We start from the raw sequence: 13391 nt of genomic DNA, 5'->3' as shown, positions 1-13391 counted from the left end.
ATGAATGAACTGCGTACGTTAACTTTTGATGCGATCGTAGTCGGTGGTGGTGGTGCAGGTATGCGAGCCGCACTACAGCTGGCGCAATCTGGGTTAAATACAGCCTGTGTGACTAAAGTGTTTCCAACACGCTCACATACTGTATCTGCTCAGGGCGGTATTACCTGTGCAATCGCAAGTGCTGATCCGAATGACGATTGGCGCTGGCATATGTATGACACAGTTAAGGGGTCTGATTATATTGGAGACCAGGATGCTATCGAGTATATGTGCTCTGTAGGTCCTCAGGCTGTGTTTGAGCTTGATCATATGGGTATGCCGTTTTCTCGTACAGAGATTGGACGAATTTATCAGCGTCCTTTTGGTGGTCAGTCTAAAGGCCCAGATAATCCAACTCAGGCAGCGCGTACTTGTGCTGCTGCTGACCGTACTGGTCATGCCTTGTTGCATACTCTTTATCAGGCTAACTTGAAAGCCGGTACAACTTTTCTTAACGAATGGTTTGCTGTAGATCTAGTTAAAAATGAAGACGGTGCTGTTGTCGGCTGTATTGCCATCTGTATAGAAACAGGCGAAACAGTTTACATTAAGGCCAAAGCAACAGTACTTGCTACTGGTGGTGCTGGCCGTATCTTTGCTTCGACTACTAATGCTTTGATCAATACTGGTGACGGTATGGGCATGTCTTTGCGTGCGGGTGTTCCGGCGCAGGATATGGAAATGTGGCAGTTCCACCCAACCGGTATTGCTGGGGCGGGTGTGCTTGTTACTGAAGGCTGTCGTGGTGAAGGTGGTTACCTGATCAACAAAGACGGCGAGCGTTTCATGGAGCGTTATGCGCCAAACGCAAAAGACCTTGCTGGTCGTGATGTGGTTGCGCGTTCAATGATTCTAGAAATTCTAGATGGCCGTGGCTGTGGTCCTGATGGCGATCATGTATATCTGAAGCTCGATCATTTGGGTGAAGACGTACTGCTATCTCGTTTGCCAGGTATCTGTGAGCTTTCTAAAACATTTGCTCATGCTGATCCAGTGAAAGAGCCGGTTCCAGTTGTTCCGACTTGTCACTATCAGATGGGTGGTGTTGCTACCAATATTGGTGGGCAAGCCTTGGCTCCTAACAAGGATGGCGATCATGCAATTATTGATGGTCTGTTTGCTTGTGGTGAAGTGGCTTGTGTGTCAGTTCATGGTGCAAACCGTCTAGGTGGTAATTCATTGCTTGATTTGGTTGTATTCGGCCGTGCGGCGGGTATCCAGATTGAGAAGCAGATGCGCGAAGGCTATGAAGCCAAAGAAGCAACTGCGGCTGATCTTGATCGTGCTATGGCGCGCTTGAATCGCTTGAATAAATCTACTTCAGGTGAGAGTGTTGCTGATGTTCGTAAAGAGCTTCAGGCAACGATGCAGCTTTACTTCGGTGTTTTCCGCGATGGCGAAAGCATGCAGAAGGGTCTTGAGTTATTGGGTGAAATCCGTGCTAAAGTCGGTAACCTGTATCTTGAAGATAAAAGTAATGCATTCAACACAGCACGTTTAGAAGCATTAGAGCTTGAAAACCTAATGGAAGTTGCAGAAGCAACAGCGATTGCCGCGGAAGTTCGTAAAGAATCTCGTGGTGCGCATGCTCGTAACGACTTCACAGAACGTGATGATGAAAACTGGTTGTGCCATTCAGTTTTCTTCCCGCAGGATAAAACAGTTGGTAAGCGTGCAGTTAACTTCTCGCCAAAAACTGTTGAAGCTTTCCCACCAAAAGTTCGTACATACTAAGGGGTAATTACAGTGTTAGTAAGCGTATATCGTTACAATCCTGAGACTGATGATGCTCCTTACATGCAGGATATCCATATTGATATCCCTGGTGGAAAAGACATCATGGTTTTGGATCTCCTTCAGCTATTGAAGGACAAAGATACATCACTGGGTTACCGTCGTTCATGCCGTGAAGGTGTGTGTGGTTCTGATGGTATGAATATGAATGGTAAGAATGGACTGGCTTGTATTACTGCGCTTTCTCAGGTGGTTGTAGATGATAAGCTGGTTCTTCGTCCTCTTCCTGGGCTGCCAGTTATCCGCGACTTGGTCGTTGATATGTCGCAGTTCTACAAGCAGTACGAGAAAATTAAACCGTTCTTAATTAACGACACGCCGGCACCGCCGATGGAGCGTTTACAGTCTCCAGAAGAGCGTGAAGAGTTAGATGGTTTGTATGAGTGTATCTTATGTGCATGTTGTACAACGGCTTGCCCTTCATTCTGGTGGAATCCAGATAAGTTTGTTGGGCCTTCGGGTCTGTTGCAAGCATATCGTTTCCTTGCGGATAGTCGAGATACTGCTACGCGTGAGCGTCTAGCAGAGCTGGATGATCCGTTTAGTGTCTTCCGCTGTCATGGCATCATGAACTGCGTAAGCGTTTGCCCGAAAGGTTTGAATCCTACTAAGGCAATCGGAAAAATTCGCAACATGCTGATCCAGCAAGCAACATAGAAACAATAAACGGCACCTTGGGTGCCGTTTTTTTTGTCTGTTTAGCCGAAAGGCTTATGCTTCAAAGCTGTAACTTTCTGTAGAATTGAACATTGTTTGATATATAAAGCCTGATATAAAAGGCGTACAATATTGCCCGCATTTCCATGCCACATCGTGGTAGTGCAGGGTTAAGACAACGGAAACACAAGAAGGGGCATCTGCACGGGTCAACGTCGGTATTCTATACGCCGTCTCCGTAGACAGTCCCTCGAGCCAGGGTGAACAACTAATGCAAGAAGGCGTAATGGAGTTGCTGTGGAAAAATGCTCACCTTTATGGTGGCAACCTTTCTTACATCGAGCAACTATATGAAACTTACCTTATGGACCCCAATGCTGTTCCTCAGGAATGGCGAGAAGAGTTTGACCGCTTGCCAAAAGTGGGAGAAAGCATTTCTCTGGATGTCCCTCATTCTCCAGTGCGTGAGCACTTCCTTCATTTATCTAAAAATCAGAAGCGTAGCCAGCCAAGCGCTGTGAGCAGTGTTTCTTCGGAACATGAACAAAAGCAGATTCGCGTGTTGCGAATGATCAATGCTTACCGCGTTCGTGGTCATCAGGTAGCGAAAATTGACCCGCTAGGGTTGATGGAACGTGAAGATGTGCCCGATTTAGAGCTGCGTTACCATGAATTGTCAGAAGCTGATTTTGATACAAAATTCCAGTTAGGTTCTTTGTTCTTCGGTCCTGATGAAGCACCGCTTAAAGATATTCTTGCTGATCTTAAAAAAACTTACTGTGCGACAGTAGGTGCTGAGTACATGCATATCGTCGATACGCAAGAAAAGCGTTGGATTCAGTCACGTCTTGAGCCTGTGCGTTCTCATCCGCAGGTGGAAGTTGGCAAGAAAAAGATGATTCTGGAGCGTTTGACGGCTGCAGAAGGTCTGGAAAAATATCTAGGTTCACGTTATGCCGGCGCTAAGCGTTTTGGTGTAGAGGGTGGTGAATCACTGATTGTTTCATTAAATACGTTGATTCAACGCGCGGGTAAGCAGGGTGCCAAAGAAGTAGTCATTGGTATGGCTCACCGTGGGCGCTTGAATACGCTGGTTAATATTTTTGGTAAAAATCCAGCTGAGTTGTTTAGTGAGTTTGAAGGTAAGAAGACGCTAGAAACATCGGGTGATGTTAAATACCACCAAGGTTTTTCTTCTAATGTCATGACTGCCGGTGGTGAAGTTCATATTGCGATGGCATTTAACCCATCTCACTTAGAGATTTCTGCGCCTGTAGTTGAAGGCTCTGTTCGTGCTCGTCAGGATCGCCGTAGTGACCCTATAGGAACGTCGGTTGTTCCTGTCAATATTCATGGTGATCAAGCGTTTGCCGGCCAAGGTGTTGTGATGGAGACATTCCAGATGTCTCAAACTCGCGCCTATAAAACCGGTGGTACCATCCATCTTGTGATTAATAACCAAGTGGGTTTTACTACGAACAAAAAAGAAGATTCGCGTTCGACTGAATATGCAACCGATGTTGCAAAAATGATTCAGGCACCTATCTTCCATGTTAACGGTGATGATCCTGAAGCTGTGCGTTTTGTGACGCAGGTTGCATTGGATTACCGTAACGAATTTAAGAAAGATGTTGTAATTGATCTGTTCTGTTATCGCCGTCGTGGCCATAACGAAGCTGATGAGCCATCTGGTACTCAGCCGTTAATGTATGCGCAGATTAAAAAGCAGAAAACAACGCGTGATTTATACGCCACTCAGCTTATCAGCGAAGGTGTCATCACTGCTGAAGAAAGCAAGTTACAAGAAGTTGAGTACCGTAAATTGCTAGAAAACGGTGAGCATGTTGTTCAGTCTTTAGTGCAGCAGCCTAACTCTGAGTTGTTTGTTGATTGGCAGCCATATTTGGGGCACCAATGGTCCTTCGAGTGTGATACTCGTGTGGATATCAAGTTGCTTCAAGAAATTGGTGCACAGATTTGTGAAACTCCTGAAGGTTTCTCTGTGCAGCGCCAGGTTCAGAAAATCTATGATGACCGTAAGCGAATGGCAGCGGGCGCAATGGAGCTGAACTGGGGTATGGCAGAGTCACTTGCTTATGCCACTATTCTTGCTGAAGGGCACCCTGTACGTATAACCGGTCAGGATGTTGGTCGTGGAACGTTCTCGCATCGTCATGCTGTATTGCATGACCAGAAGACGCAGGAAACATACTTGCCGTTAGAGAACTTATCATCTGACCAGCCGCGTCTTACCTTGCATGATTCTTACTTGTCAGAAGAAGCTGTATTGGCATTTGAATACGGTTACTCGACTACCATGCCAAACGCATTGGTTATTTGGGAAGCTCAGTTTGGTGATTTCGCCAACGGTGCCCAGGTTGTAATTGATCAGTTTATTACCAGTGGTGAGCATAAATGGCAGCGTCTATGTGGTTTGACGTTACTATTGCCACATGGTTTTGAAGGGCAGGGGCCGGAGCACTCATCTGCACGTTTAGAGCGCTTCTTGCAGCTATCGGCTGAACATAATATCCAGGTTTGTACACCGACTACTCCTGCACAGATTTATCATCTGTTGCGTCGTCAGGTTGTGCGTCCTCTGCGTAAGCCGTTGGTGGTTATGTCACCGAAGAGCTTGCTGCGCCATAAACAGGCTACATCTACTTTAGAAGAGCTGGCAGAAGGTACATTCCTTCCAGTGATTGGAGAAGTGGATGCACAGGAACCGAAAAATGTGAAACGTTTGGTTCTGTGTGGAGGTAAAGTTTATTATGACCTTTACAATCGTCGTGCTGAACTTGAGAACGATAATGTTGCGATTGTTCGTATTGAGCAACTTTACCCGTTCCCTGAAAAAGATCTGGCTGAAACAATCAAAGAATATACCAATCTAGATTCGGTAGTCTGGTGTCAGGAAGAGCCTATGAACCAAGGAGCATGGTATTGCACGCAACACCATATGCGCCATGTTCTTCATAAGCATGATTCTTCTCTCACATTGGAAGGTGTTGGTCGCCCAGCATCTGCAGCACCAGCGGTTGGTTATATCTCTGTGCATGTTGAGCAGCAAGAAACACTAGTAAATAAAGCAATCAACGGTTAATGACTAAGCTGCCCAAAATAGGGGCAGCTTTTTGAGCATATAAGGAATAGAAATGTCCATCGAAATTAAAGCCCCTACATTTCCTGAATCGGTTGCCGACGGTACTGTTGCGACTTGGCATAAACAACCAGGTGAAGCATGTTCTGCTGATGACCTGATTGTAGATATTGAAACAGATAAAGTAGTTTTGGAAGTTGTAGCACCACAAGACGGTGTTATTAAAGAAATTCTTAAAGGCGAAGGCGATACCGTTCTTAGCGATGAAGTTATTGCGGTTTTTGAAGCCGGTGCTGCTGCATCTGCTGCCGCGCCTACCGCTGAAGCTGCTTCTACTGAAGCCGGTGATTCAGATAAAGTGGGTCCTGCTGCACGTAAGTTGATTGATGAAAACAATCTTGATGCAAACCAAATCCCAGGAACGGGTAAAAATGGTGGCATTACAAAAGAAGATGTTTTGAACTTCATGAAATCTGGCGCACCCGCTGCTGCTGCACCCGCAGCAACGAAAGCCGCTGCACCAGCACCTGTTGCAGTAAACGTTGCTCCAGGTGAGCGTGTAGAGAAGCGTGTTCCTATGACACGTTTACGCGCCACTATCGCTAAGCGTTTGGTTGAAGCGCAGCAAACAGCGGCGATGTTGACTACTTACAATGAAGTTAACATGAAACCTGTTATGGATCTGCGTAAGCAATATAAAGAGTTGTTTGAAAAAACTCATAACGGAACACGTCTTGGTTTTATGTCTTTCTTCGTGAAAGCTGTCACTGAAGCGCTAAAACGTTTCCCTGCTGTAAACGCGTCTATTGACGGTAACGATATGGTTTATCATGGCTACCAAGATATCGGTGTAGCTGTATCAACTGATCGTGGTCTGATGGTTCCTGTTCTTCGTGATACTGACGGTATGGGGCTTTCTGATATTGAAGCAACCATTGCTGATTTCGGTAAGCGCGGCCGTGACGGAAAATTGGGTCTGAACGATATGCAAGGTGGTACTTTTACTATCACTAATGGCGGAACATTCGGCTCACTTATGTCTACTCCTATTCTTAATCCACCACAGACTGCCATTCTGGGAATGCACAAAATCCAGGATCGCCCTATGGCTGTGAACGGTGAAGTTGTCATTCTTCCAATGATGTATCTGGCATTGTCATACGACCATCGTATGATTGATGGCAAAGAGGCGGTACAATTCCTTGTTACTGTTAAGAGTCTGCTGGAAGATCCTGCTCGCATTCTCCTTGATGTGTAATTTCAACCCTGTAACCAACGTGAGAATAGGAAAGACACATGTCACAAAAATTTGATGTTATCGTAATTGGTGCCGGTCCTGGTGGATATGTTGCTGCCATTCGTGCTGCACAGCTAGGTCTGAATACTGCGTGCGTTGAGAAGTGGGTTGATGATAAAGGTGCGACTTTATTAGGTGGTACTTGCTTGAATGTTGGTTGTATTCCTTCAAAAGCATTGTTGGAGTCTACGCATAAATTCCATGAAGCTTCACATGACTTCGATGTTCACGGAATTCAAACATCTGATGTTCAAATGGATGTTAAGAAAATGGTATCTCGCAAAGATACTATCGTTAAAAACTTAACCGGTGGTATTACGGGGCTGTTTAAAGCCAATGGTGTAACAACACTTTCTGGTATGGGTAAGTTGTTAGCTAACAAGCAGGTAGAAGTCACTGCTGCTGATGGTTCTGTATCTGTTTATGATGCTGAAAATGTTATTTTGGCATCAGGTTCCGTTCCTGTAGAGATTCCGCCAGCACCACTTACGGAAGGTCTGATTCTTGATAATGCCGGTGCATTGGATATCAATGAAACACCTAAGCGTTTGGGTGTTATTGGCGCAGGTGTTATTGGTCTAGAAATGGGCTCAATCTGGGCTCGTCTTGGTTCTGAAGTGACAGTGCTTGAAGCAATGGATGGGTTCTTGTCTCTTGCTGATAAAGATGTTTCTAAAGAAGCTAAGAAGTTGCTGGGTAAACAAGGCTTAGATATTAAGCTGAATGCTCGTTGTACTGGCACAGAGATCATTGACGGTAAAGAAGTCAAAGTTAAGTACACAGACGCTAACGGTGAACAAGAGCTTGTTGTTGATAAGTTGATTGTTGCGGTAGGTCGTCGTCCGCAGACTTCAGGTCTACTGGCGGGTGATAGCGGTGTGAAGCTGGACGAGCGTGGTTTCATCTTTGTTGATGAATCTTGCCATACAGGTGTCCCTGGCGTTTATGCGATAGGTGACTCTGTACGTGGCCCTATGCTGGCACATAAAGCTTCTGAAGAAGGTGTTATGGTTGCAGATATCATTGCTGGTCACAAAGCGGCTATGAACTACGATGTGATCCCTAACATTATTTACACTTACCCTGAATTAGCGTGGGTTGGTAAAACAGAACAAGAACTTAAAGCCGAAGGCGTTAAAATTAAGGTTGGTAAATTCCCATTTGCGGCTTCTGGTCGTGCAATGGCTTCTAATGCGACAGATGGTTTTGTTAAAATCATTGCAGATGAAGAAACTGATCGTATTTTAGGCGTTCATATGGTCGGCGCGATTGCATCTGAGCTTATTGCTCAGGGTGGTATTGCAATGGAATTCTGCTCAAGTGCAGAAGATCTACAGTTAATGGTATTTGCTCACCCAACCGTGAGTGAAGCTGTGCATGAAGCCGCATTGGCAGTAGACAACCATGCAATACATATTGCTAATCGTAAAAAGCGCTAATTTAGTACACTATTAAAAACGTTTTTAAAGTTTTGGCCGGGTGATGTACCCGGCTAAATTAGCGAGAACTTGTCGTAAGACCTGTGGGCTGGGTCAGTTTTGGCTGACCCAGAATAATCAGAGACAACACAACGGACTAGAGCATGAATCTTCACGAGTACCAAGGCAAACAATTGTTTGCTCAATACGGTCTGCCTGTATCCAAAGGTTACGCGGTAGACACTCCAGAAGCTGCAGTAGAAGCAGCTAACAAAATCGGCGGTGACAAATGGGTTGTAAAAGCTCAGGTTCACGCAGGTGGCCGTGGTAAAGCGGGCGGAGTTAAACTGGTTGAAACACCAGAAGCTGCAAAAGAATTCGCTGCTCATTGGCTAGGTAAAAACCTAGTAACTTACCAGACTGATGCTAATGGTCAGCCTGTCACTAAAATACTGGTTGAAACATGTACTGATATCGCTGAAGAGCTATATTTGGGTGCTGTTGTTGATCGTTCTTCACGTCGTATCGTTTTCATGGCCTCTACTGAAGGTGGTGTTGAAATCGAGAAAGTGGCTGAAGAAACACCAGAAAAAATCTTAAAAGCTACGGTTGATCCTTTGACTGGTGCGCAGCCATACCAGGCACGCGAACTGGCTTTCAAACTAGGCTTGAAGGGTGACCAGATTAAGCAGTTTACCAAGATCTTCCTAGGTCTGGCTAAAATGTTTGAAGAGAAAGATCTAGCGTTACTTGAGATCAACCCTCTTGTTATTACTGATGCCGGTAATCTGCATTGTCTAGATGCTAAAATTGCTATCGATGGCAACGCTGTTTACCGTCATAAAGATCTTCAGGAAATGCACGATCCTTCACAGGAAGATGCTCGTGAAGCTCACGCTGCTACTTGGGACCTTAACTATGTTGCACTCGATGGTACTATCGGTTGCATGGTGAACGGTGCTGGTTTGGCTATGGGTACAATGGATATCGTAGCGACACACGGTGGTTTCCCAGCTAACTTCCTTGATGTTGGCGGTGGTGCAACGAAAGAACGTGTTACTGAAGCGTTCAAAATCATTCTGGCTGACGATAAAGTTAAAGCCGTTTTGGTTAACATCTTTGGTGGTATCGTACGTTGTGACCTGATTGCTGAAGGTATCATCGGTGCTGTTAAAGAAGTAGGTGTAACCGTACCAGTTGTTGTACGTTTAGAAGGTAACAATGCTGAGTTGGGTGCACAGCGCCTAGCTGAGTCTGGTTTGGATATCATTGCTGCTACCAGTCTGACAGATGCTGCTCAGCAAGCAGTTAAAGCTGCGGGGGGTAAGTAATAATGTCCATTCTGATTAATAAAGATACTAAGGTTATCTGTCAGGGTTTCACCGGTGGTCAGGGTACTTTCCACTCTGAGCAAGCGATTGCTTACGGTACTAAAATGGTCGGTGGTGTTACACCGGGTAAAGGCGGTACTGAGCATTTAGGTCTTCCTGTATTTAATACAGTTCAAGAAGCAGTTGACGTGACAGGTGCTGATGCATCCGTTATCTACGTTCCTGCTGCATTTTGTAAAGATTCAATTCTTGAAGCGGCTACTTCTGGTATCAAGCTGATCGTTTGTATTACTGAACATATTCCAGTTATGGATATGCTGCAGTGCAAAGTGAAGTGTGATGAACTAGGCGTTCGTCTAATCGGTCCTAACTGCCCAGGTGTTATCACTCCGGGTGAATGTAAGATCGGTATCATGCCTGGCCATATTCACTTGCCAGGTAAAGTGGGTATCGTTTCTCGCTCTGGTACATTGACGTATGAAGCTGTTAAGCAGACTACTGATGCAGGTTTCGGCCAATCTACTTGTGTAGGTATTGGTGGTGACCCTATTCCTGGCGCTAACTTCATTGATATTCTGGAAATGTTCCAGAATGACCCACAGACTGAAGCGATCGTTATGATCGGTGAGATCGGTGGTTCTGCTGAAGAAGAAGCGGCTGCTTATATTAAAGCAAACGTGACTAAGCCTGTTGTTTCTTACATTGCCGGTGTTACTGCGCCTGTAGGTAAGCGCATGGGTCATGCTGGTGCAATTATCTCTGGCGGTAAAGGTACTGCTGATGAGAAATTTGCAGCACTTGAAGATGCTGGCGTTAAAACAGTTCGCTCTTTAGCTGATATCGGCAAAGCGCTATCTGACGTTACTGGCTGGTAAGTTCGTCTTGCATATAAAAGGCAGCTTCGGCTGCCTTTTTGCGTTATTGTGAGCTGATTATTATTTGCTGTTTTTCAGGCCCTGTACGTGAACTCTCCTTTAAGTATTATCGTTATTGCTCAGCTATTGGGTACTTCTTTGTGGTTTACGCCAAATGGTGTAGCCAGCGCTCTTATGCTCGATTGGGCACTTTCGCTTGATCAACTGGGCTATCTAACAAGTGCAGTGCAATTGGGTTTTATTATAGGCACACTGTTTGTTGCTTTTAGTGGCCTGGCTGATCGCTACCGTGCCAGTCGTATTTTTACTATTAGCGCTGTATTAGGGGCTGTATTTAATGCGCTTTTTATTGTCTCTGAAGGCAGTTTTTCTTCTGCGTTGTTATGGCGGTTCTTAACCGGTGTTTGCCTTGCGGGTATTTATCCTTTGGGTATGAAATTAGTCGTTAGCTGGGTGCCGAATAAAACGGGTCATGCGCTTGCGTGGCTCGTGGGAATGCTGACGTTAGGCACAAGTTTGCCTCATGCTATGCGAGGCATGAGTAGTGGTTTTGATTGGCAGTGGGTTGTGTTAGGGGCATCATTATTGGCACTTGTTTCTGCTGTTATGATTTATCGTCTAGGTGAAGGACAACATCTTCCTGCAAGTTCAGCATTAGTGATGAAAGGCAAAGCACTGGCGGCTTTTAAAGTGCCTGAGTTCCGGGCAGCTGCATTGGCTTATTTCGGACACTGTTGGGAGCTCTATGCTTTTTGGACATTGCTTCCTGTGATTGTTTTAGCAACACTTGAGCAAGCTGATTTTTCTTTATACTACGCGCCGTGGGTCTCTTTCATTATCGTCGCTATAGGTATGCCGGGCTGTTTAATCGCTGGGCTCTTAAGTCGTGAGTGGGGTAGTGCTAAAACGGCTTATTTGATGTTATTTATTTCAGGTTTAATCTGTTTTATTTGGCCGTTTTTTGCTGAATTTAGCCTTTTTGTTGTTCTGGCTTTGTTATTGATATGGGGGGCTACAGTGATTGCAGATTCAGCTCAGTACTCGGCGTTGGCGGCAGCGACTTGTCCTAAGGAGTATTTGGGTAGCGCTTTATCTTTGATGAATAGCATTGGGTTTTTGATGACTATTTTCTCTATCTCATTAACGACGATGCTGTACTCCTATATAGGTAATTATGTTGCCTGGCTGATGCTTCCTGGACCACTTGTCGGCCTGTGGACCATGCGACTACTGCTATCTTCAGACCCTACAAAATGATGTTTAGGTACTCGCTTTCATTTTGTAGGTTTTTTGTGGGGAAGAGAGCTAGTTTGGAATATTTAATTTCAATGTGTCACCCGACTGTTGTAATTCAAGGTGTTTAAGGAAGCTCATTCCTAATAAGGCTGTTTGACCGTTCATATAAGGGTTTATATGGCCTCTTACATTTTTTAGTACGATGTGTCCGAGCTGTACGCTGTCTAATAGAGTTGAGTAAACTTTAATTGACCCGTTGGCTGTACCAACCTGTACTTCAGGTCCTTTTTTTAGCCCCATCTGCGCTGCTATATTTTCAGGAATACTAATGACGGTAGCGCCAGTATCTAGCAAAAAAACCACGGGCTGCTCATTCACAAGCCCTGATGCAATATAGTGCCCTTGTCTGTTTCTTTTAAGGATAACTGGAGTGTCTATATCAACATTAACCGAGGCGAGCGCCGCATTAGGGTTTTGTTGTTTATCTAACCAATTATTAAACAGCATGGTCAGCAGGGCTAGTGCAATTAACCAGGTTAAGTAGCGCATAATGCTAGACATCTTATCTATAGTAGTAATTTATCTGTCCTCTTTTGGTCTGCATTATTAGAAAACTATCTGTTAGTAAAGTTCATTGAACAGGGGGCTAGAGTCTATACTCTAATAAGTATCGGGTAATACTATATACGGAGATATTATGCGGCCTATGTTGGAAAATGTTGGATCTATGCTGGCTGAGTATTTATCGGCTCCACGAGACGACAATACATTTGTAGCTACCAGTTCACCTGAAAGATTGGCATCGAGCATTAAGAAAGGTGATGTGTTGCTGGTAGAGGGCACCAGCCGTGTGAGTACAGCGATTAAGTATCTTACGCAGTCGACGTGGTCTCATGCGGCGGTATACATTGGCGATAGTATGGATTTAATGGATCAGCCTGATGAAGCCAGAACCTTAATTGAAGCCGATATTATTGAAGGCGTAAGAGCTATCCCTTTAAGTGTCTATTATGACCAACATACCCGTATTTGTCGGCCATCAGGCCTTTCAGCGCATGAAATTGATGATGTTATTACGTATTTGATTTCGCGTTTAGGTGATCAATACGATCGCAAAAATATCTTTGATTTAGCCCGCTACCTTTTTCCTACTCCTCCAGTTCCCACTCGGTGGCGCAGAAAGTTACTCCAGTTGGGCAGTGGAGACCCAACGCGCGCTATTTGTTCTTCACTAATAGCGGAAGCTTTTCAGTCTGTGCACTATCCTATACTTCCATCGGTCATCACTGGCGAGGAGATCGGCCAGAGAGAGCGAATGCTCTACAGTCGCCATTCTAGTTTATTTACACCAAGAGATTTTGATGTGTCACCTTATTTCAAGGTGATCAAGCCGATGCTGGAAAAGGGCTTTAATTATCACAACATTGTTTGCTGGGGTGATCCGTTACCGGGAAGTAATACGATACTTACTGAGCCTTTAGAGCCGCTTGATGAAGCGTTGGGAAGCATTCAAGTAACGCAGGAAAACAATGAGAATGAGTTGATTGAAAATGAGGAAGTTGAAGTTGTAGAAAGCCGCCGTGTTAAACCGATCCGTTCTATTAATGAATAGTTTGTCAAAGAAAGCCTAACAAATAACCTGTT

General features: G+C 44.9%; 10 protein-coding genes. 9 read left to right on the top strand and 1 reads right to left on the bottom strand.

Annotated features, from left to right (window positions below; genetic code table 11):
• The 8 genes from sdhA (at position 1) to NEJAP_RS12315 (ending at position 11768) form a co-directional block, all read left to right on the top strand.
• Entirely contained in the window at positions 1-1773 is a 1773-nt protein-coding gene (sdhA, locus tag NEJAP_RS12350; protein ID WP_201347528.1) for a succinate dehydrogenase flavoprotein subunit, read from the top strand.
• 12 nt (positions 1774-1785) lie between these two features.
• On the top strand, positions 1786-2490 hold the full coding sequence (locus NEJAP_RS12345; RefSeq protein WP_028469193.1) for a succinate dehydrogenase iron-sulfur subunit: 705 nt from the start codon (positions 1786-1788) through the stop codon (positions 2488-2490).
• A 271-nt stretch (positions 2491-2761) separates the two neighbouring features.
• Positions 2762-5593, top strand: a complete 2832-nt coding sequence (locus tag NEJAP_RS12340) for a 2-oxoglutarate dehydrogenase E1 component (RefSeq protein ID WP_201347527.1) — start codon at positions 2762-2764, stop codon at positions 5591-5593.
• A 52-nt stretch (positions 5594-5645) separates the two neighbouring features.
• Positions 5646-6848 (top strand): 2-oxoglutarate dehydrogenase complex dihydrolipoyllysine-residue succinyltransferase, encoded by a 1203-nt coding sequence (gene odhB, locus NEJAP_RS12335; protein WP_201347526.1) that lies wholly within the window; start codon positions 5646-5648, stop codon positions 6846-6848.
• 38 nt (positions 6849-6886) lie between these two features.
• Positions 6887-8326 (top strand): dihydrolipoyl dehydrogenase, encoded by a 1440-nt coding sequence (gene lpdA / locus NEJAP_RS12330; protein WP_201347525.1) that lies wholly within the window; start codon positions 6887-6889, stop codon positions 8324-8326.
• Positions 8327-8469: 143 nt separating this feature from the next.
• Complete coding sequence (gene sucC / locus NEJAP_RS12325; protein WP_201347524.1) at positions 8470-9636, top strand: ADP-forming succinate--CoA ligase subunit beta; 1167 nt, start codon at positions 8470-8472, stop codon at positions 9634-9636.
• 2 nt (positions 9637-9638) lie between these two features.
• The gene (sucD, locus tag NEJAP_RS12320; protein WP_201347523.1) at positions 9639-10511 is read left to right on the top strand and encodes a succinate--CoA ligase subunit alpha; all 873 of its coding nucleotides are present in this window, start codon (positions 9639-9641) and stop codon (positions 10509-10511) included.
• Between the two features lie 87 nt (positions 10512-10598).
• Positions 10599-11768: an MFS transporter gene (locus NEJAP_RS12315; protein WP_329610902.1), complete on the top strand. Its 1170-nt coding sequence runs from the start codon at positions 10599-10601 to the stop codon at positions 11766-11768.
• A 48-nt stretch (positions 11769-11816) separates the two neighbouring features.
• Here the strand turns inward: NEJAP_RS12315 and NEJAP_RS12310 are convergent, their stop codons facing one another.
• Positions 11817-12296: a retropepsin-like aspartic protease family protein gene (locus tag NEJAP_RS12310; protein ID WP_201347522.1), complete on the bottom strand. Its 480-nt coding sequence runs from the start codon at positions 12294-12296 to the stop codon at positions 11817-11819.
• 148 nt (positions 12297-12444) lie between these two features.
• On the opposite strand from NEJAP_RS12310, the gene NEJAP_RS12305 reads away from it, so the two are divergent.
• The gene (locus tag NEJAP_RS12305; RefSeq protein ID WP_236590921.1) at positions 12445-13359 is read left to right on the top strand and encodes a YiiX/YebB-like N1pC/P60 family cysteine hydrolase; all 915 of its coding nucleotides are present in this window, start codon (positions 12445-12447) and stop codon (positions 13357-13359) included.
• The last annotated feature ends 32 nt before the right edge of the window (positions 13360-13391 follow it).

The sequence above is a fragment of the Neptunomonas japonica JAMM 1380 genome (assembly GCF_016592555.1).
Lineage (GTDB): Bacteria > Pseudomonadota > Gammaproteobacteria > Pseudomonadales > Balneatricaceae > Neptunomonas > Neptunomonas japonica_A.
Note: the sequence above shows the minus strand (reverse complement) of the source record. Positions and strands in the feature narration are given on the sequence as shown.